The 18,827-nt window shown below is 60.3% G+C and carries 19 protein-coding genes; 15 read left to right on the top strand and 4 right to left on the bottom strand.

Annotation, left to right across the window (positions count from 1 at the left end):
- The 4 genes from aguB (at position 1) to I6L40_RS21135 (ending at position 4,153) form a co-directional block, all read left to right on the top strand.
- On the top strand, positions 1–915 hold the full coding sequence (aguB, locus tag I6L40_RS00095; protein WP_216994817.1) for an N-carbamoylputrescine amidase: 915 nt from the start codon (positions 1–3) through the stop codon (positions 913–915).
- A complete protein-coding gene (locus I6L40_RS00100; RefSeq protein WP_216994818.1) occupies positions 912–2,021 on the top strand; it encodes an extracellular solute-binding protein in 1,110 nt (369 codons plus the stop codon). The genes aguB and I6L40_RS00100 overlap by 4 nt, the downstream gene beginning before the upstream one ends.
- 17 nt (positions 2,022–2,038) lie before the next feature.
- Entirely contained in the window at positions 2,039–3,178 is a 1,140-nt protein-coding gene (locus I6L40_RS00105) for an agmatine/peptidylarginine deiminase (RefSeq protein ID WP_216994819.1), read from the top strand.
- Positions 3,179–3,571: 393 nt separating this feature from the next.
- Positions 3,572–4,153, top strand: coding sequence for a cold shock domain-containing protein (locus I6L40_RS21135; RefSeq protein WP_216994820.1), 582 nt, complete (start codon positions 3,572–3,574; stop codon positions 4,151–4,153).
- On the opposite strand, the gene I6L40_RS00115 is transcribed toward I6L40_RS21135, so the two are convergent.
- The 3 genes from I6L40_RS00115 to I6L40_RS00125 form a co-directional block, all read right to left on the bottom strand.
- Positions 4,036–4,275, bottom strand: a complete 240-nt coding sequence (locus I6L40_RS00115; protein WP_216995459.1) for a hypothetical protein — start codon at positions 4,273–4,275, stop codon at positions 4,036–4,038. The two genes, I6L40_RS21135 and I6L40_RS00115, sit on opposite strands and share 118 nt — an antisense overlap.
- A 473-nt stretch (positions 4,276–4,748) precedes the next feature.
- Entirely contained in the window at positions 4,749–5,834 is a 1,086-nt protein-coding gene (gene ydiK / locus I6L40_RS00120) for an AI-2E family transporter YdiK (protein WP_198505704.1), read from the bottom strand.
- Positions 5,831–7,219 (bottom strand): phosphatase PAP2 family protein, encoded by a 1,389-nt coding sequence (locus I6L40_RS00125; protein WP_216994821.1) that lies wholly within the window; start codon positions 7,217–7,219, stop codon positions 5,831–5,833. The genes ydiK and I6L40_RS00125 overlap by 4 nt, the downstream gene beginning before the upstream one ends.
- A gap of 185 nt (positions 7,220–7,404) precedes the next feature.
- Between I6L40_RS00125 and I6L40_RS00130 the strand changes: the two genes are divergently transcribed.
- The 10 genes from I6L40_RS00130 to I6L40_RS00175 all read left to right on the top strand — a co-directional run bounded on the left by I6L40_RS00130 (position 7,405) and on the right by I6L40_RS00175 (position 15,910).
- Positions 7,405–7,782 (top strand): hypothetical protein, encoded by a 378-nt coding sequence (locus I6L40_RS00130; protein ID WP_033113750.1) that lies wholly within the window; start codon positions 7,405–7,407, stop codon positions 7,780–7,782.
- 252 nt (positions 7,783–8,034) lie between these two features.
- Positions 8,035–8,433, top strand: coding sequence for a ribosome-associated heat shock protein Hsp15 (hslR, locus tag I6L40_RS00135; RefSeq protein ID WP_216994822.1), 399 nt, complete (start codon positions 8,035–8,037; stop codon positions 8,431–8,433).
- 78 nt (positions 8,434–8,511) lie between these two features.
- Positions 8,512–9,396 (top strand): Hsp33 family molecular chaperone HslO, encoded by an 885-nt coding sequence (gene hslO / locus I6L40_RS00140; protein ID WP_033113738.1) that lies wholly within the window; start codon positions 8,512–8,514, stop codon positions 9,394–9,396.
- A 149-nt stretch (positions 9,397–9,545) separates the two neighbouring features.
- Positions 9,546–11,171, top strand: a complete 1,626-nt coding sequence (pckA, locus tag I6L40_RS00145) for a phosphoenolpyruvate carboxykinase (ATP) (protein WP_041209673.1) — start codon at positions 9,546–9,548, stop codon at positions 11,169–11,171.
- A 192-nt stretch (positions 11,172–11,363) separates the two neighbouring features.
- Positions 11,364–12,029 (top strand): GntR family transcriptional regulator, encoded by a 666-nt coding sequence (locus tag I6L40_RS00150; RefSeq protein WP_033113736.1) that lies wholly within the window; start codon positions 11,364–11,366, stop codon positions 12,027–12,029.
- 33 nt (positions 12,030–12,062) lie between these two features.
- Positions 12,063–13,865, top strand: a complete 1,803-nt coding sequence (locus tag I6L40_RS00155) for an aminopeptidase P family protein (RefSeq protein WP_043850279.1) — start codon at positions 12,063–12,065, stop codon at positions 13,863–13,865.
- 88 nt (positions 13,866–13,953) lie between these two features.
- Positions 13,954–14,358, top strand: coding sequence for a nitrous oxide-stimulated promoter family protein (locus tag I6L40_RS00160; RefSeq protein WP_041209671.1), 405 nt, complete (start codon positions 13,954–13,956; stop codon positions 14,356–14,358).
- Between the two features lie 87 nt (positions 14,359–14,445).
- Positions 14,446–14,832, top strand: a complete 387-nt coding sequence (locus I6L40_RS00165; protein ID WP_216994823.1) for a DUF6559 family protein — start codon at positions 14,446–14,448, stop codon at positions 14,830–14,832.
- Positions 14,833–14,846: 14 nt separating this feature from the next.
- A complete protein-coding gene (locus I6L40_RS00170; protein WP_216994824.1) occupies positions 14,847–15,323 on the top strand; it encodes a GNAT family N-acetyltransferase in 477 nt (158 codons plus the stop codon).
- A gap of 119 nt (positions 15,324–15,442) precedes the next feature.
- Positions 15,443–15,910 (top strand): glycine zipper 2TM domain-containing protein, encoded by a 468-nt coding sequence (locus tag I6L40_RS00175; RefSeq protein ID WP_041209669.1) that lies wholly within the window; start codon positions 15,443–15,445, stop codon positions 15,908–15,910.
- A 96-nt stretch (positions 15,911–16,006) separates the two neighbouring features.
- On the opposite strand, the gene amt is transcribed toward I6L40_RS00175, so the two are convergent.
- A complete protein-coding gene (gene amt, locus I6L40_RS00180) occupies positions 16,007–17,434 on the bottom strand; it encodes an ammonium transporter (protein WP_216994825.1) in 1,428 nt (475 codons plus the stop codon).
- Between the two features lie 441 nt (positions 17,435–17,875).
- Here amt and I6L40_RS00185 point away from each other — a divergent pair, with 441 nt between their 5' ends.
- Positions 17,876–18,799, top strand: a complete 924-nt coding sequence (locus I6L40_RS00185; RefSeq protein ID WP_216994826.1) for a GGDEF domain-containing protein — start codon at positions 17,876–17,878, stop codon at positions 18,797–18,799.
- The last annotated feature ends 28 nt before the right edge of the window (positions 18,800–18,827 follow it).

Here is an 18,827-nt window from a genome sequence, read left to right on the forward strand (position 1 = left end):
ATGGGCAACATCACCGTCGCAACCACCCAGTTTGCCTGCAGCTGGGATCTGCCACGCAATCTCGACATGGCGGAGAGTCTGGTGCGGGAAGCGGCCGCCAAAGGGGCGGGTCTTATCCTGCTGCAAGAGCTGTTTGCTACTCCTTACTTCTGCATCGAGCAGCACCACGGCCATCTGGCGCTGGCCGAGTCGTTCGAACAGAGCCGGGTGCTGCGCCGCTTCTCGGCACTGGCTCGCGAGCTTGGCGTGGTGCTGCCCATCAGCTGGTTCGAACGGGCCGGCAACGCCTTCTTCAATTCGCTGGCTCTGGCGGATGCCGACGGCAAGCTGCTGGGGGTCTATCGCAAGACCCATATTCCCAATGCCATCGGCTATCAGGAGAAGGAGTACTTCAGCCCCGGCGATACCGGCTTTCGGGTCTGGGAGTGCGCGGCAGGGCGGATCGGCGTCGGCATCTGCTGGGATCAGTGGTTCCCCGAGGCGGCGCGCAGCATGGCCCTGCAGGGGGCTGAGCTGCTGCTCTATCCCACCGCCATCGGCTCGGAGCCGGGGGCGGCCCATCTCGACTCCCGCGATCACTGGCAGCTGACCCAGCGCGGCCATGCCGCCGCCAACATCCTGCCGGTGATAGCCGCCAACCGGATTGGCAACGAGGTGGCCACCACGGATCCCGACCTGCAGATGACGTTCTACGGCTCCTCGTTCATCACCGACCACAAGGGGGCGCTGCTCGCCGAGGCGGACAGAACCACCCCGGGCGTGCTGGTGCAGGAGCTGGATCTCGCGGCCATGGCCGAGGAGCGCATGAGCTGGGGCATCTATCGGGATCGCCGCCCCGAGATGTATGGCACCTTGCAGAGTCTGGATGGCCACCAGAGCCGGATGACGGGCAACCACAGAGGAGTGTTGGCATGACAGGCAGACTATCCCGCACGCTGGCGCTGCTCGCGACCATGTTGTGCACCGGCACTGCAGCCGCGCTCGACCAGGAGCAACCGGCCGACAAGGTGCTGCGCCTCTATAACTGGGCGGACTATTTCGCCCCCGATACCCTCAGCGCCTTTACCAAAGAGACCGGGATCCGGGTCATCTATGACGTCATGGACAGCAGCGAAACCCTCGAAGCCAAGCTGATGGCCGGTCACAGCGGTTATGACCTGATCTTCCCCGGCGACACGGTGGCGGAGCGGCTGATGCGTGCCGGCAGCCTGCAACCGCTCGACAAGAGCAAGTTGCAGCATCTGGCCGACATCGAGCCGGGTTTGCAGCGGATCCAGCAAGCCTATCCCCATTCACGGGATGCGGTGGTCCCCTACACATGGGGCACCATAGGGCTCACCTACAACGCCGGAATGATCAAGCAGAGGATGGCGGATGCCCCGACGGACAGTCTCGACCTGCTGTTCAAGCCCGAACTGGCGGCCAAATTTGCTGACTGTGGCATCTCCATCATCGACTCCCCCGACGAGGTGCTGGCGGTAGTGCTCCACTATCTGGGACGTGAACCCCGCAGTGGCAAAGCGGCGGATCTGGATGCGGCCCTGGCCCTGCTCAAGGGGATCAAACCCTATATCCGCAAATTCCAGTCCCAACCGGCCACCCAGCTGGTCAACGGCGACATATGCCTCTCCCTCGGATACAGCGGCGACATGACCCAAGCGCGTCGCAGCGCCGCCGAGGCTGGCAAGAAGGATCAATTCGAGTACCGTTTACCCAATGAAGGGAGCACTATCTGGATGGATACCATGGCGATCCCGGCGGATGCCACCCATCCTGAATACGCCTATGCCTTTATCAATTTTGTGATGCGCCCGGCCAACATGGCGGCCATCAGCAACAGCACCGGTTATCCCACTGCCAGTGCCAAAGCAAAATCCATGGTTGATGCGGCCATGACCGGCAACCCGGATATCTATCTGGATGACGCCACCTATCAGCGGCTCATCCCGGGCCAGGATATCGCGCAATCCGCCATGCGAGCCCGCATGCGGGCCTGGACTCGCTTCAAGAGCAGCCTATGAATCATAAGGAGTTTTTCATGCCATCCCGACGCAACGTATTGAAACAGCTGGCGGCCATCGGTGCGCTGGCCGGGCTCGGCAACCTGCCCGGCAAAGCCTTCGCGGCCGACGGCGCTAACCCGGAAGAGAGCGCATTGGCGAGCGCCAACACACCCTTTCATATGCCGGAAGAGTCGACGTTCCAGACCCGGGTCTGGGTCGCCTTTGCCGCCAGCTCGGCCATCTGGGGCCGCGATTACAAAGAGGTGCAGGCAACCATCGGCCGGCTGGTGCAGGCCATGGTGCCCTATACCCAGGTCAACGTGCTCTGCCGCGAAGCCGAACAGGCGCTGGCCCGCCAACTCTGTGGCGAGCAGAACACCCGCTTTATCGTCGCCGAGCTGGACGATATCTGGCTGCGCGATACCGGCGGCGTCTTCGTCCAGAACGGCGAAGGGGAGCTGGGGCTGGTGGATTTCAACTTCAACGGCTGGGGCGACAAGCAGGAGCACGAACAGGACGCGGGGGTAGCCGAGCTGGTCAGCAAGCAGGCGGATGCCCGCTATCTGCAAAGCAAGCTGACTGGCGAGGGGGGCGGTATCGAGGTGGATGGCAACGGCACCGCCATCATGACCGAGAGCTGCTGGCTCAACAGCAACCGCAACCCGGGGGTGAGCAAGGCGCAACTGGAGGCGGAGCTGAAAGCCAATCTGGGGCTGCGCAAAATCATCTGGCTGCCGGGCATCAAGGGCAAGGACATCACCGATGCCCACGTCGACTTCTACGCCCGCTTTGTCCGCCCCGGGGTGGTGGTGGTCAATCTGGACAACGACCCGGAGTCCCACGACTACGAGGTGACCCGCCAGCATATGGCCATCCTCAAGCAGGCCACCGATGCCGACGGCAACAAGCTGGAGCTGCATGTGCTGCCGCCCCCGCTCGATGGGCGGGACAACCGCTTTAGCCGCAGCCGCGACTTTGCCGCCGGTTATATCAACTATCTGCCGATCAATGGCGCGGTGATCGCCCCCGAGTTTGGCGACAAGGCCGCCGATAGCTACTGCCACGAGCTGCTGACCCGCCTCTACCCCGGTCGCGAAATCGTGCAGATCAATATTGATCCGGTCGCCGCCGGTGGCGGCGGCATTCACTGCATCACCCTCCACCAGCCTGCCTGACCCTCCCCTAACCACTGATAGCCCGGGGCGTTGCCACGCCCCGGGTTATATCGCCATGCCCATTTTTGTTCAGCCACCGTTCCGTATCTTGGCCAGCTATGTCATATGGAGTGTCACCTTGGTCACACTCCCGAGTTATTCAAGAGGCTGAGACTCGGTGGCGCTTTCCATTGCCGCCCCAGAAGTGTATTTTTGCTCAGCAGCGAAAAACCAGAGCCAAAGGGAAATGTTGAGCGAATGCGTTCAGCCCCTGAGATTGGCGGCGATGTTGTGATTTAAAATAACTTTTCGCGGAAAGCAGAACAAAGCAGAGTTATATGGAGGGCCTATTAATGGATTAATACTACCCTCCATCTAATTATTTTTATGTGTAACTAAGAAAAAGGGTATGTCGTGCAAGGCACTGTAAAATGGTTCAGCTCAGAGAAGGGTTACGGCTTCATTACGTCTGAAGCTGGAGAAGATCATTACTTTAATGTTCAGAGCATCAATGGCGCATCGCTGCCATCAAATGGCGATTCAGTTCAGTTTGAGTCAAAGCCTGGTAATAAAGGTCCGAGAGCAATCAATATCACAATTACTGCGAAAGCACCTTCGCAAAATACTCGGCCTACTGATGACAGAATCAACTGTCCAATTTGTGGTAAAAAAATTGTTCCTAGACTCATTACTTATCGAGGCAGCCCAGAAAAGTCGGTTTGCCCCTATTGTGCTGCAACAGTAAAAACTTTCAGTCAGTGTTTTATTGCTACTGCTGTCTATGGTGATCCTTCGTGTTACCAAGTAAGAGAGCTGCGAAAATATCGAGATAACACATTATTAAAAAATGTCGCGGGTAGGACCTTTGTTAATATCTATTACAAAGTATCACCAGCAATAGCCGACTGGTTAATAACTAAACCTGCTTTATCAGGCAAAATACGGACTATCCTAAATTTTGCAGTAAAGCACATAACAAACTCCACCAGCCCGTAGGTTCGATTAGCCGTCAGGCGTAATCGGACGTTCGCGTAAATTAATTCCCCCGCGATAACGGCCATCCATATTTCTTCTCTGCCAAATGCCGCTGATTCACGGAAATACCGGAACAGCGGCATCTCGATTCTCCTATCAGTTTCGCTATTTGAACCAACATGGGCAGTAACACGAGTTGCATACGGGTTGGACAAATCGGCCATTGCCTATGGCTGGCCTGTAGCGGGCCAAATCGTGGCTTGGGGGCTGGACAGGCGTCTGTATAAGCAAAAATTGGGGCATTTAACACAAACCCATAAATTCAGCTTATACCGCTTACCCGGTCTGCTTTACCGCCATAAGTCACCCGTATTCCCCCTCTGACGGGCCACCGCCGACTTATGGATAGAACCGGCCAGCGGCATCTCGATCGTCCGATTACGCTTCGCTAATCGAACCTACATGAGACGGTCATATGTGGGATATGGAGGCTGGCGAGGATCAACCAATCTGACTCGATCGCCATAAACCACGATCACCACAAACAAAAGAGCCGCCCTTATGGGCGGCTCCTGGCATCATCAGTTGATGGCTGAATCGTCTTGTTACCGAACCATCACTCGGCCTTGGGAGCTTCAACCGCGGCGGTCGCCGGTTGCTCATCTTCCTTGATCCAGGCATCCAGCAGGGTGTAACCCACCGCCAGCACCACGGGGCCGATAAACAGACCGATGATCCCCATCGCCAGCAAGCCGCCGATAACCCCCACCAGAATGAGGATGAGCGGCAGATTGGCGCCACGCTTGATGAGGAAGGGGCGCAGGAAGTTGTCCATGGTGCCCGCAAACAGTGACCAGACCAGCAGGAAGGTGCCCCAGGTGGTGTCGCCGCTCCAGTAGAGGTAGCCGATACAGGCCAGCAGCACCGGGAAGGGGCCGATCTGGGCGACGATCAGCAGGAACATCACCACCACCAGTACCATGGCGTAGGGAATACCGGCAATCAGCAGGCCGATACCGGCCACCGAGGATTGCACCAGCGCGGTCACCACCACACCCATGGCCACGGCACGGATCGCCTGGGAGGCCAGCACGGTGGCGTTGTCGCCCCGTTGCCCGGCCAGACGGTGGGCGAAGCGGCGAATGCCGGTCGCCACCACTTCACCTGAGTGGTAGAGCAGGCCGCAGATGCCGACAGTCAGCAGGAAGTGAACGAACAGCAGCCCCAGATTGCCCGCCTGAGCGGCGAGCCAGCGGGCGGTCTGACCAAAGTAGGGTGCCAGCTTGGCAAACAGCACCTGACCACCGCTCGCCAGAATTTGCTGCCAGAAGCCGTAGAGCTTGTCGCCTACCAGCGGGATCTGTTGCAGCCAGAGCAGCTCCGGCGGCGGCGACTGGCTGATATTGGTGCCCAGCTCGATCAGCATGGGCGCTTTCTCCGCCACATTGGCCAGCGTCATAAAGAGCGGGATAACGAACATCAGCAGCAGCACCAGCGTCATGAAGAGGGCCGCCAGCGACCGTTTGCCCCACAACACCCGCTGCACCATCAGCATCAACGGCCAGGTGGCGATAGTGATCATGGTGGCCCACACCAGCGCGGGCAGGAAGGGCTGCAGCACCAGGAAACAGGAGATAATCAGGATGCTGAGAAACAGCACCCCCAGGGTTATCTTGGCCAAATCCACTTTTTTCATGTTCATAGGGTTTCCCTGTCAGGGCATCCGCCCCTGGGTCGAGAGTCTTGTTTCAAGAGAGATAGTATCCACCAGAGGCCAGCGCTCAACCAGAGCCCCAGCCCGAAAAAGAGCACAAACTGACCAAGCAGGATAGTGAGCGAACTACTGGTCAACAGCGGCAATGCCCATGCGCCCGCCACCATCAGCAGCATGCCCGCCAGCACCACGGCGCCGGTCAGCCACGGGGAATAACCGTCGCGCACCAGCGTAGCCCTTCCCCCGAGCCAGAGGCCCAGCGCCGCCAGCCCGATCCCGGCCAGATGGGCCGACTGGCTCAGGCCAGCGCAAACCAGTGCGGCGGCGATCAGCAAGCCCCAGACAGAAGCGCGCTGATCCAGCCGCCAGTATGGGCGAACCGCCAGCAGCAAGGCACCAATCAGCAGGCCAACCGCCACATCGGAGATAAAGTGCACCCCGAGCCAGACCCGCGCCAGACCGGTGGTCAGCGCCAGCAGCAGCGCCAGCGAGTAGGCCAGCCCGCGCCGGGCAGGCCAGAGCCAGCCAAGCAGCGCGCCCCAGAACAGCAGGGCCGATGCGGTGTGACCGCTCGGCATGCCAAAGCCCTGGGCACTGCGAGTCGCCAGTTCAGGTTGCAGATGGAAGGGGCGCGGCCAGCCGATCCCCTCCTTGCTCGCCTGCACCAGCAGCCCGAGCCAAAGCATGGCAAAGAGCAGCTGGCGCAGCCGTGGCCACCCGAGCAGCGGGAGCAGCAAAGGTATCAGGGCAAGCTGAAAGCCGCCTGAACCAAACAGATTGCTGACCGACAGCCACCAGACATCGGGCCCCAGCCACTGTTGCAGGCGCATCATCAGCGGGATCTCGGCCTGATGCAGCGCATTGCCCTGCGCCACGAAATCGGCCTGCCAACGCACCTCGCTCTCGGGCAGCTCGCCAAGTCGGGCTTGCAGCCAGTCGAGCTGATCGGGGAAGCGGCGCTGCGCGCGGGGCAGCTTGTCCACCGCGATCAAGCGGGCGTTGAGGATCTCTCCGCCCAGATTGGGGGCCTGCAGCAGCGAGACAAAATCGGAATCTTGCTGGGCGACGATAGGCTCCAGAGTGCGGCAGGCAAAAACCTGCGCTTTCTGCCAGCGGCCAAGATCCGCGACGACTTCGCCGCGCAGGCCGGTCTCTTCATACAGCTCGCGCAGCGCCGCCTGCTCGGGGCGCTCGTCGCCATCTATGTAGCCGCCGCTCAGGCTGTAGCGGGAGGAGATGCGATCCTGCACCAGCAGCAGTTGATCCTGATGGCGGATGGCGCAGACTGCCGCCGTCGGTGCCGCCGGTTCGGCGCTCAGGGCTGGCAGAGCGGCAAACAGCGCCAGCAACAGTAAAAAGAGGGTTCTCGACATCAATTTGCTTTCCCTATGCACAATGGCGACAAGCCTCCCAGAAATCAGATAGTTGGGCAATGCTGGCGGCCTGTTCTGCGCTGATCCGGCCATGATGGCCGCACCGGGAAGATTGCGATGAGCGAGGGCACTCCCTACTATTGGCGGCTATCTTCAATGTCATGCAGCAACCGCTGGAGCCCTCCATGAGACAGTTCGGCTTTTTCCTCGGCATCGCCATCGGTGTCATCCTGATCCTGTTCGGCAGCATCGTCATCTTTCAGGCCCTGCCTGCGGCACTGGACGTGCTGGAGATGCCAAGCCGCATCCCGTTCGTGCGCGAGGTCTACACCTGGCTGATGACCAGCGCCAACGGCCTGACCGCCCAGCTGGAGCAGAACTTCCTGGAAGCGTTCCAGACCGTGCTCAAGCTGATCCTGCTCATCACCTTCATGTGGGTCTGCGTCAAGCTGGTCAACATGGGGGTGCTGATTATCCGTGCCGGGGTTGACCTGATCCGCACCGCCATCGCCCACAGCGAAGGCAAGGAGGAGAAGAAAGTCGAACCGCAGGATCGCTTCTGATCACCGACCTGACCGGCCAATTGCACTGAACGATGGCGCCCCGCGAGGGGCGACATCTTTTATGCAACATATGGCAGGCAATCTACCCCTTACGGCCAGATCCCCCGCTTTTCCCTTGTTAATCAGCAAACTGCCCATATGTTGCGTGGTCAGGACAGCAGCGGGGCACGCCTTCGCTGCCGGCCGGTTTCTATCCAGCGGCCCGCCTCTGGTATAATCGACCACCCCTTTTCCCCGTTATGGAGCCGGTTCATGGCCAATCATCCGGAAAGCGCCCTTGAGGTTCGTCTCGACAAGTGGTTGTGGGCGGCCCGTTTCTACAAGACCCGCTCGCTGGCGCGGGAGCAGATTGACGGCGGCAAGGTGCACTACAATGGTCAGCGCAGCAAACCGGGCAAACAGGTGGAAGTGGGTGCGCTGATCCGCTTCTGGCAGGGGCAGGATGAGCGGGAAGTGCGGGTGCTGGCCATCAGCGATCAGCGCAAATCGGCACCGCTCGCCCAGCAGCTCTATGAAGAGACCGCCGAAAGCCTGAAAAAGCGGGCTGAAAACAGCGAAGCGCGCCGCTTCAACAGCCAGTTTGCGCCGAGCCCGGAGCGTCGTCCCGACAAGCAGGAGCGGCGCCAGCTGCTCAAGGTCAAACAGTACTGACCGACCCCGATTTGATACCGGGCTGGCCTCAACCCCAGCCCGCCCGATTTACCTCACCGAAGAACCCAGGAACATATGATGAGCAACCAAGATCTGCTGTATCGCTATCTGTTTGAAGAGTACGAAGTACGTGGCGAGCTGGTCCAGCTGGATCACACCTACCGCCATGTGGTGGAAGCCCAGAACTACCCGGTGCAGGTGCAAAAACTGCTGGGCGAGCTGCTGGTCGCCACCAGCCTGCTGACCGCCACCCTCAAGTTTGAAGGTTCCATCACCGTTCAGCTGCAGGGCGATGGCCCGGTGCGTCTGGCCGTCATCAACGGCGACCACAACCAGCAGCTGCGCGGCGTGGCCCGCTTTGAAGGCGAACTGCCGAGCGACAACAAGCTGCAGAGCCTGATCGGCAACGGCCAGCTGGTCATCACCATCACCCCGGATCAGGGCGAACGCTATCAGGGCATCATCGCGCTGGACGCCGACACCCTGGCTGGCTGTCTGGAGCACTACTTTGCGCAGTCCGAGCAGCTGGCGACCAAGCTGTGGATCCGCACCGGTTACCACGAAGGCGAACCTCGCGCCGCCGGCATCATGCTGCAGGAGCTGCCCGCCCAAAGCGAGGATCACAGCAACGACTTCGAGCACCTGACCCAGCTCACCAGCACCATCAAGGATGAAGAGCTGTTCGGTCTGGAAGCCGAGGAGATCCTCTACCGTCTCTACCATCAGGACAAGGTGCGGGTGTTCGATCCGCAGGCGGTCGAGTTCCGCTGCACCTGCTCCCGCGAGCGCTGCGAAGGGGCCCTGCTGCAGATAGAAAAGGAAGAGGTGATGGATATGGTGCAGGAGCTCGGCAAGATCGACATGCACTGTGATTATTGCGGCGCCCAGTACCAATTTAATGGGATCGATGTCGAAACCCTGTTCAGCAGGGCTCCCGGCAATGATGCAAACAAGTTACACTAATTAAAGGCGGGCAAAACCCGCCTTTAACTTTAATAACAAAAAAACACCCTATTTTATAAAGTTTGATGGCGATCGCTAAACTCTACCACCTAAGTGATAGGATGAACGTCAGATAGAACCCTACAAACCTCTGAACCCAGGAGAATACAATGACAATCGTGGCAGAACCCACCCTGGCCCAACAATTAGGACTGGACCAGTACGGCATCAAAAACAGCCAGGAAATCGTTCGCAACCCCTCGTACGAGCAGCTTTTCGCGGAAGAGACTCGCCCTGATCTGGAAGGGTTCGAGCGCGGCGTCGTCACCGAACTGGGCGCCGTCAACGTCAACACCGGTATCTTCACCGGCCGCTCTCCGAAAGATAAATATATCGTCAAAGATGCCACTACCCAGGATACTGTGTGGTGGTCTGACCAGGGTAAAAACGATAACAAAGCGATTACCCCCGAAGTGTGGTCACATCTGAAAGGGCTGGTCACCAAACAGCTCTCCGGCAAGCGCCTGTTTGTGGTCGACGGCTTCTGCGGCGCCAACCCGGACACCCGGCTGGCCGTGCGCATCATCACCGAGGTGGCCTGGCAGGCACACTTCGTGAAAAACATGTTCATCCGCCCGAGCGATGAAGAGCTGAAAACCTTCAAGCCTGACTTCGTGGTGATGAACGGTGCCAAGTGCACCAACCCGAACTGGAAGGAGCAGGGTCTCAACTCCGAGAACTTTGTTGCCTTCAACATGACCGAGAAGATGCAGCTCATCGGTGGCACCTGGTACGGTGGCGAGATGAAGAAGGGCATGTTCTCCATGATGAACTACTTCCTGCCCCTGCGCGGCATTGCCTCCATGCACTGCTCCGCCAACGTGGGTCAGGACGGCGACGTGGCCATCTTCTTCGGCCTCTCCGGCACCGGCAAGACCACCCTCTCCACCGATCCGAAGCGTCAGCTGATCGGCGATGACGAGCACGGCTGGGATGACCACGGCGTGTTCAACTTCGAAGGTGGCTGCTACGCCAAGACCATCAAGCTCTCCGAAGAGGCCGAGCCGGACATCTACCACGCCATCCGCCGCGATGCGCTGCTGGAGAACGTGACCGTTGCTGCCGATGGCACCATCGACTTCGATGATGGCTCCCGTACCGAGAACACCCGCGTCTCCTACCCGATCTATCACATCGAGAACATCGTCAAGCCGGTCTCCAAGGCAGGTCACGCCACCAAGGTGATCTTCCTGACTGCCGACGCCTTCGGCGTGCTGCCCCCGGTCTCCAAGCTGACCAAGGAGCAGACCAAGTACCACTTCCTCTCTGGCTTCACCGCCAAACTGGCTGGTACCGAGCGCGGCATCACCGAGCCGACTCCGACCTTCTCCTCCTGCTTCGGCGCAGCCTTCCTCTCCCTGCACCCGACCAAGTACGGTCAGGAGCTGGTGAAACGGATGGAAGCGGCAGGTGCAGAGGCCTATCTGGTCAACACCGGCTGGAACGGTACCGGCAAGCGCATCTCCATCAAGGATACCCGCGCCATCATCGACGCCATCCTGGATGGATCCATCGAGAAGGCCGAGACCAAGGTGCTGCCGATCTTCAATCTGGAAGTACCGACTGCACTGCACGACGTGAACCCGGCGATCCTCGACCCGCGCGACACTTACGCCAACAAGGCCGAGTGGGATGCCAAGGCGCAGGATCTGGCCCAGCGCTTCATCAAGAACTTCGAGCGCTTCACCGATAACGACGAGGGCAAACGTCTGGTAGCGGCAGGTCCGCAGCTGTAACAGACCCCTTCGCATCAACGATGATGATGCCGGTCAGCCACGCTGACCGGCATTTTTGTTTTTGTGGAGTTCCGAATGCCGCCAGCCATGCCGCGGCGAGCCCCTAAACCTTGCCATGCCGGGTGTGACGGGGTAGATTCAGCCAAACTTTATACAATATACAATTTTGTAACGCCCAATCGTGACCCGACCATGACCCCACCCTACAAGACCCGAACCCAGATGGTGATGGAAAACCTCCGCGGCCGGATCCTCCGTGGGGAGTTCCCCGCCGGCGCCCCTCTGCGCCAGGATGCCATCGCCAAGGAGCTGGCCGTGAGCCGCATTCCGGTGCGGGAAGCCCTGATGCAGCTGGAAGCGCAGGGACTGGTGAAATTCGAGGCCCACCGCGGCGCCGTCGTCACCATGCTGGACGCCGCAGCCATCGACGAGCTCTTTTATTTGCGAGCGCTGCTGGAAGCCGATACCCTGTTCCACGCCGTCGACAAGATGACGGAAGCCACCTTCGCCGAGGCGGAGGCCATCCTCGCCCAGTTTGATCACGCCCTGGAGTCAGGCACCCAGATCGAACACTGGGCCGAGTTGAACCACAGCTTTCACGCCACCCTCTATCAGGCAGCCGGTCGCCCCCAGGCACTTGAACTGATCGCCCAGATCAATCTGAGCTGTGACCGCTATGTCCGCTTCGAGCTGCTCTTTGCCACCGATGGCGTGGACAAGGCTGAGCGTGAACACGCCCAACTGCTGGAGCTGTGCCGCGCCCGGCGCAAGCACGAGGCAGTGGTGCTGCTCAGGCAGCATATCGAGGCAGCAGGCCAGTCGATCAAGCGGATCCTGGCTGGCGGCCACAAGAAATGAACACTCATAAAGCAACCATCTGGCACTAACGACATGAATAATTTCGAGATAATTGAAACCCGCGTCGCCCAAGTCAGGGCCGAGCTGGCCATGCAGGAGTTGGACGCCTTTATCGTCCCCCATGATGATGAGCACCTCGGCGAGTACATCCCCGCCTACGCCGAGCGGTTGGACTGGATCACCGGGTTCAATGGCTCCGCCGGCGTCGCCATCATCATGGCCCAGCGTGCCGCCCTCTTCGTCGATGGTCGCTACACGGTGCAGGCCCGCATGCAGGCACCGTCCGAGCTGTTCGAATTTCTCCACCTGGTTGAAGATCCCCATGTCCAGTGGCTGGCCGAGCAGCTGCCCTCCGGCACCCGGGTCGGTTTCGACGCCCGTCTGCACAGCCTGACCTGGTACAAGAACGCCAAGGCCGTGCTGGCCGAGCGCGGTATCGAGCTGGTGCGGGTCGAGCAGAACCCCATCGACCTGAACTGGAGCGATCGTCCCGAGCCGACCAAGACGCCGGTCATCCTCTACAGCGAAGAGCTGGCGGGCCAGTCGAGCCAGGCCAAGCGCGAACAGCTGGCCGCCGATCTGCGCAAACGCGGTCTCGATGCCGTGCTGCTGACCCAGGCCGAGCCCATCAACTGGCTGCTCAACCTGCGTGGTCGCGATATCGAGCGGCTGCCGGTAGTGCTCGGTTTTGCCGTGCTCTACGCCAATACCACCATGGATTTCTTCGTCGATACCGACAAGATCGACTGCTTCGCCTTCAGCCAGCACGTGGGGCAGGATGTCTCCGTCTACCCCATCGACAAGCTGGGCGACGTGCTGCAGCGCATCGGTGAAGATCAACAGAAGGTGCTGGCCGATCCGGACAGCGCCAACGCCTGGACCCAGCTCATCATGGAAGAGGCGGGCGCCATTCTGGTAGCTGGCCAAGACCCCACCATGCTGCCGAAGGCATGCAAGAACGAGGTGGAGCTGACCGGCATGCGCGCCGCTCATCTGCGCGATGGCGTGGCCATGACCCGCTTCCTCGCCTGGCTGGATCGGCTGATCGCCTCCGGCGAGTTCGAGGGTGTGGATGAAGGCACTCTGGCCGATCAGGTGGAAGCGTTCCGCCGCGAGCAGGAGCACTACGTCGAGCCGAGCTTCGATACTATTTCTGCGCTCGGCCCCAACGCCGCCATGTGCCACTACCACCACACCAACGGCACCCCGCGTGCGTTTGGTCAGGACAGCCTCTATCTGCTCGACTCCGGTGGCCAATACATGGATGGCACCACCGATATCACCCGCACCATCAAGGTGGGTGAGGTGACCGACGAGCAGAAAGCGATGTTTACCCGGGTGCTGCAGGGTCATATCGCGCTGGATCAGGCCCGCTTCCCACGCGGCACCGCCGGGATCCAGCTTGACGTGCTGGCCCGCATGCCACTGTGGCAAGCCGGTTACAACTACGACCACGGCACCGGTCATGGCGTCGGCCACTTCCTGAGCGTCCACGAAGGGCCCCAGCGTATCGCCCCGAAAGGGAACATGGTGGCGCTGCAACCGGGCATGGTGCTCTCCAACGAGCCAGGCTACTACCGCGAAGATGGTTTTGGCATCCGCTGCGAAAACCTGGTGGTGGTGAGCGAGCTGGAGCAGATCGGCGAGCTGCCGATGCTGGGCTTCGAGCGTCTGACCTATGTACCGTTCGATACCCGCCTGATCGACCGCAGCCTGCTGAGCCCGGCCGAATTCCGCTGGATCAACGAATACCACGCCGAGGTGTTCCGCCGCCTGAGCCCGCTGCTCGAGGGCGAGGATCTCGCCTGGCTGGAGCAGGCAACCAGCCTCATCTGATAACACAGGGCCTGCGGGCCCTGTTTTTTTGTCCCCCCTTTTGACCTGTATCAACACCCTGCCCGGGCTGGTCAGGAAAATGGCGACCATGAAAATTCATCAAGCCAACCCAGCAAGGGGCGCGCACGCCAGCACCGGCAAAGCGGCGACTCTTCACCCCAGACTGGTGCGCGAGCAGCGGACAGTCAGCGCCATGATCCGCCTCTACTGCCAGCACCACCATCAGGATCCCCACTGCCGTCACTGTCGCAAGCTGCGGGATTTCGCCCACCAGCGGCTCACCCGCTGCCGTTACGGCCACGGTCACAAGCCCACCTGTGCCAACTGCAACATCCACTGCTATGCGCCAGCGATGCGCAAACAGATCCAGCAGGTGATGCGCTGGAGTGGCCCCCGCATGTTGCTGCGCCACCCCTGGCTGGCCATCCGCCATCTGCTCGATGGCTGGCGCAAGGCCCCCAAACTGCCCCACAGCCGCCCGCTTCCCCCCTGATCGCTCATGCAGGATTCAGAAATCAATCGCTAAGATCTGCTTGTCTGGCGCAGAGCCCTTGTCTGCCCTGAACAGTGGAGAAACAAGATGAGCTGGTTTACCCGTTTTCGTGAGCGTCGGGCCCTGCGCCGCTATCTGGCGATGTCGGCGATCCTGGCCAAAGAGTATGGCGCCTGCGAGCAATACAGCGCAGGACAGTTGCTGACCCAGGCCAGGATCCATAAACTGCCGAGCCGCTGGCTTGGTTACTACTTCGCGCTCTATCGCCACGAAAGCGCGCCCGAACTGGTCAGCGGCTGGCAACTCGACGATGCGCGGCTGCTCGCCCTGCGCCAGTCGCTCGCCGAGAGCCTGTTTCACCACGACATTGCCTATACCGCTCTGGATGTCCGCGAGCTGGCCCGCCCCGCCCAATGGCGCGGTGGCAGCGATCGCAAGGTACAGACCCAGGGCATCACCTTTCGCCAATATTGACCAGAGACGCCTTGATGCACCACAACCCGCCCCTGCTGCGCCCCGCGACCCATACCGACATGCACGCCATCTGGCAGATCGATGCCAAGGTCTTTGGCGAAGATGTCTATCCCGCCTTCTTCTTCCGTCAGGCGATGGATTTGTGGCCCGAGCTGCTGCTGGTAGCCGAGTACGAGGGGCATCTGGTCGGCTATGTGCTGGGTGGTTTCGGTCAGGAGCGAGCCAAAGGGTGGGTGCTCTCGCTGGCGGTGCTGCCGGAAGCGCGTGGTTTCGGGCTGGCCGAGCGGATGATGCGTCAGATGGAGACCCACATGGAAGGGCTGCAGATCAGCGAATTGCAGCTCACGGTCGATCCCGCCAATCCGGCCCAGCGCCTCTACTACCGGCTCGGTTATCAGCTGGTCGAAGAGGTGGCCGACTACTTCGGCCCCGGCGAGGATCGGCTGGTGCTGGTCAAAAAGCTCACTGATACAGCTGCGATTCAAGGATAAAAGCGGTTACAGAACGCATAATTGGTTACATTTTGCCGATTTCATGTCCCGCTTGCTTGGAGTAAAGTTCAATTCATCGAACTGATTGTTTGAATTCTATTCAGCCTTGGAGGCCTATCATGTTGAAACGAATGACCATTATTGCCCTGCTGGCCGCCACCACCATCACTGGTTGCGCCAATAGCGATGTCTACTCTGGCGATGTCTACACCAAAGACCGTGCCAAGCAGGTTCAAACCGTCAGCTACGGCACCATCATCTCTACCCGCCCGGTCAAGATCCAGGCCGATGAGAACTCCCTGATGGGTACCATCGGCGGCGCCGTGGTCGGTGGTCTGCTGGGCAGCACCGTTGGTGGTGGTACCGGTCGCGATCTCGCAGCCGCAGGCGGCGCCATCGCCGGTGCCGCAGCCGGTAACGCCATCGGCAACAAGATGAATCAGGTCGACGGCGTCGAACTGGAGATCAAGAAAGAGAACGGTGAAGCCATCGTAGTGGTGCAGAAAGCCAGCCCCACCTTCACCCCGGGTGCCCGTGTCCGCATGACCCAGGGTAACGGCAGCATCAACGTGGCTGTCGTGAATTAAGAGTGCGAACTAAGAGTGCGAACTAAAAGCGCCACCGCGCTTGCACCATAAAAAAACCGCCGGAACCGGCGGTTTTTTGTTGTCTGACGTTCGGGATTACATGCTGTAGGCCTTCTCGCCGTGGGTGGTCACATCCAGCCCTTCCCGCTCGGCATCGCCGTTCACTCGCAGACCCACCACCAGGTCAACCAGCTTGAAGGAGATCGCCGCCACGGCACCGGACCAGAGGATGGTCACGCCAACCCCGATGGCCTGGATCTTCACCTGCGCCAGAATGGAGTAACCCTCGGCCACCTGATTGGTGACATAGTCCCACACCCCGGTGCCGCCCAGATCCGGGCTGGCAAAGACGCCGGTCAGCAGGGCACCGAGAATGCCGCACACCCCGTGCACACCAAACACGTCCAGGCTGTCGTCCGCACCCAGCAGGCGCTTGAGACCGTGAACGCCCCACAGACCCGCCACGCCACTGATAAGGCCCATCACCAGACCACCACCAACGCCGACCAGACCGGCTGCCGGAGTGATCACCACCAGACCGGAGACGGCGCCGGAGGCCGCACCCAGCAGAGAGGGACGTCCCTTCATCACCCACTCGGCCAGCGTCCATGACAGGGCTGCCGCAGCCGGCGCGACCCAGGTATTGATAAAGGCCAGCGCAGCAACCCCGTTGGCTTCCAGCGCCGAGCCGGCGTTGAAACCGAACCAGCCGAACCAGAGCAGGGAGGCGCCGATCATGGTCATGGTCAGACTGTGGGGCGTCATGGGATCACGACCGTAGCCCAGACGTTTGCCCACCAGATAGGCACCCACCAGACCCGCCACAGCGGCGTTGATATGCACCACGGTGCCGCCCGCGAAGTCCAGCGCACCATGCTGGAACAGATAACCGGCGGTGGCGGTTGCAGTGGCAGCCGCATCGGCGCTGGTGTAGGCATCAGGCCCAGCCCAGTACCACACCATATGAGCCAGCGGAATATAGGCGAAGGTGAACCAGATGACCGAGAAGAGCAGCACGGCGGCAAACTTGATGCGCTCGGCAAAGGCGCCGACGATCAGACCGCAGGTGATGGCGGCAAAGGCCCCCTGAAACACCACATAGATGAACTCGCTGATACCGACCCCCTTGCTGAAGGTGGCCGCGATGGAGTCAGGAGTGACCCCCTTGAGCAGCACCTTGCTGAAGGAGCCGAACACGCTGTTACCCTCGGTAAAGGCGAGCGAGTAGCCGTAGATAACCCAGAGCACGCAGATGAGGCAGAACAGGGTAAACACCTGCATCAGCACGCTCAGCATGTTTTTGGCACGCACCAGCCCGCCGTAGAAGAGCGCCAGACCGGGGATCGACATCAGGATCACCAGTGCGGCCGAGAGCAGCATCCAGGTGTTGTCACCCTTGTTGATCGTCACGCTGGCAACCGGTGCCACCGCAGCCTGAACCTGAGAGACCTCATCGGCCCAACTTGGGGTCACCAGCAACGCCATCAATATCGGCAGACCCGCCATCATCCATTTTTTGACCATAGAGCACTCTCCTTCCCTGTCGTACCGGTATAAACCGGCTCCGTTTCCTTGATTGAACTTGTGACCACTGCTCGCGTGCCTCGATTCGCCGGGTGCAGATAGCCAGAAATGACCGCCTGATGGTAAAAAGCATAAAGTGGGCCAAAAATTAAAACTCATTTAAATCATAAGATTAGATATAAACAAACTCCTTTTTGCACCAAAATGGCGCGAGTGTTGCGCTAAGCCACGGCCGGTCGCCCTGTGACAGGGCAAGCGGTCACCCTCGCACCAGAAATGCACAAAATCAGGCGCAACCCCACAGGCTGGAGTGATGATCATCGCGCCCGGCCGGCTCGCCGTTTACACTGGCTGAACGCCATGCCGCCACAAACGGCACGACAGATTCATGATGAGGGCCATTTTCGACACTCTGATGGCAGGCCCAATCCGAGGAACACCATGCAGCCCGATCGTCTCGACCTCAGCGTCACCCGCTATCGTCACTTTGACGCAGAACACCGCGCCCATAGCGCCCTGCTGGGGATACTGGTGCTAGCCATCATCTCCACCCATCTCACCCTGCTGCCCCACTACCCCGCCGAGCGGATCCATGTCAGCAGCCTGGGGTTCGAGCTGGTCAACTGGCTTACCATGATCTTTCTGTTCTGGGTGGTGCAGTGCGCCCATCTGCCGGCCAAAACCTATCGCCTGCTCTCCTGTGGCCTGACGCTGTGGATCCTGGGGGCGACCGCCGACATCATGGACGAACTGGTCGCCCAGCCGCTCTGGATCGCCATCTACGCCGAGGATCTGCTGCGATCCAGCGGTATCCTGCTGAGCAGCATCGGTATCCTGAGCACCATGCATCACCTCTTTCATATCAATAGCCAGCTCAGACAACAGGCGCTGTTTGACGATCTGACCCGACTGCCCAACCGGCGCTACTTTCATCAGCAGCTGTTTTTGGGGCAGGGTGAGTATCAGGTGCTGCTCCTGCTGGACCTCGATCACTTCAAATGGATCAACGACAACTTCGGCCACGACATGGGGGACAAGGTGTTGCAGCAGTTTGGTGCCCTGCTGCAACAGCACTGCCCGGCCGGAGGGCTGGCAGCCCGCGTCGGCGGTGAGGAGTTCGCAATCCTGCTGCCCGACGCTAACCAGATGGAACTGGAGCAGCTCGCAGCGACCCTGCTGGCAGCAACCCGCACCATAGCCCCCGATCCGGCTCATCCTCTGACAGTCAGCATCGGGTTCGGCATTCGCGGGCTGCAGGAGCCGGCTGTCTCGCTGTTCAAGCGGGTGGATCAGGCGCTCTACAGCGCCAAGGAGGCAGGCAGAGACCGCTATGTGTCGGCTATCCCTGCCAATAACGGAGAGTGAACCTAATCTGGAGCTCGACCGGCAAGGC

Origin of the sequence: Aeromonas sp. FDAARGOS 1410, assembly GCF_019048745.1 — a bacterium.
In the GTDB taxonomy this organism is placed as follows: Bacteria; Pseudomonadota; Gammaproteobacteria; order Enterobacterales; family Aeromonadaceae; genus Aeromonas; species Aeromonas jandaei.

Bases quoted from the DNA above. Each gene is read 5' to 3' on its own strand.
- I6L40_RS00125 (WP_216994821.1), bottom strand. From the start codon at position 7,219: ATGTCGAGAACCCTCTTTTTACTGTTGCTGGCGCTGTTTGCCGCTCTG.
- I6L40_RS00130 (WP_033113750.1), top strand. From the start codon at position 7,405: ATGAGACAGTTCGGCTTTTTCCTCGGCATCGCCATCGGTGTCATCCTG.
- pckA (WP_041209673.1), top strand. From the start codon at position 9,546: ATGACAATCGTGGCAGAACCCACCCTGGCCCAACAATTAGGACTGGAC.
- I6L40_RS00175 (WP_041209669.1), top strand. From the start codon at position 15,443: ATGTTGAAACGAATGACCATTATTGCCCTGCTGGCCGCCACCACCATC.
- I6L40_RS00115 (WP_216995459.1), bottom strand. From the start codon at position 4,275: ATGCCGCTGTTCCGGTATTTCCGTGAATCAGCGGCATTTGGCAGAGAA.
- I6L40_RS00165 (WP_216994823.1), top strand. From the start codon at position 14,446: ATGAGCTGGTTTACCCGTTTTCGTGAGCGTCGGGCCCTGCGCCGCTAT.
- aguB (WP_216994817.1), top strand. From the start codon at position 1: ATGGGCAACATCACCGTCGCAACCACCCAGTTTGCCTGCAGCTGGGAT.
- ydiK (WP_198505704.1), bottom strand. From the start codon at position 5,834: ATGAACATGAAAAAAGTGGATTTGGCCAAGATAACCCTGGGGGTGCTG.
- I6L40_RS00150 (WP_033113736.1), top strand. From the start codon at position 11,364: ATGACCCCACCCTACAAGACCCGAACCCAGATGGTGATGGAAAACCTC.
- I6L40_RS00105 (WP_216994819.1), top strand. From the start codon at position 2,039: ATGCCATCCCGACGCAACGTATTGAAACAGCTGGCGGCCATCGGTGCG.
- I6L40_RS00170 (WP_216994824.1), top strand. From the start codon at position 14,847: ATGCACCACAACCCGCCCCTGCTGCGCCCCGCGACCCATACCGACATG.
- amt (WP_216994825.1), bottom strand. From the start codon at position 17,434: ATGGTCAAAAAATGGATGATGGCGGGTCTGCCGATATTGATGGCGTTG.
- I6L40_RS00100 (WP_216994818.1), top strand. From the start codon at position 912: ATGACAGGCAGACTATCCCGCACGCTGGCGCTGCTCGCGACCATGTTG.
- hslO (WP_033113738.1), top strand. From the start codon at position 8,512: ATGAGCAACCAAGATCTGCTGTATCGCTATCTGTTTGAAGAGTACGAA.
- hslR (WP_216994822.1), top strand. From the start codon at position 8,035: ATGGCCAATCATCCGGAAAGCGCCCTTGAGGTTCGTCTCGACAAGTGG.
- I6L40_RS00185 (WP_216994826.1), top strand. From the start codon at position 17,876: ATGCAGCCCGATCGTCTCGACCTCAGCGTCACCCGCTATCGTCACTTT.
- I6L40_RS00160 (WP_041209671.1), top strand. From the start codon at position 13,954: ATGAAAATTCATCAAGCCAACCCAGCAAGGGGCGCGCACGCCAGCACC.
- I6L40_RS00155 (WP_043850279.1), top strand. From the start codon at position 12,063: ATGAATAATTTCGAGATAATTGAAACCCGCGTCGCCCAAGTCAGGGCC.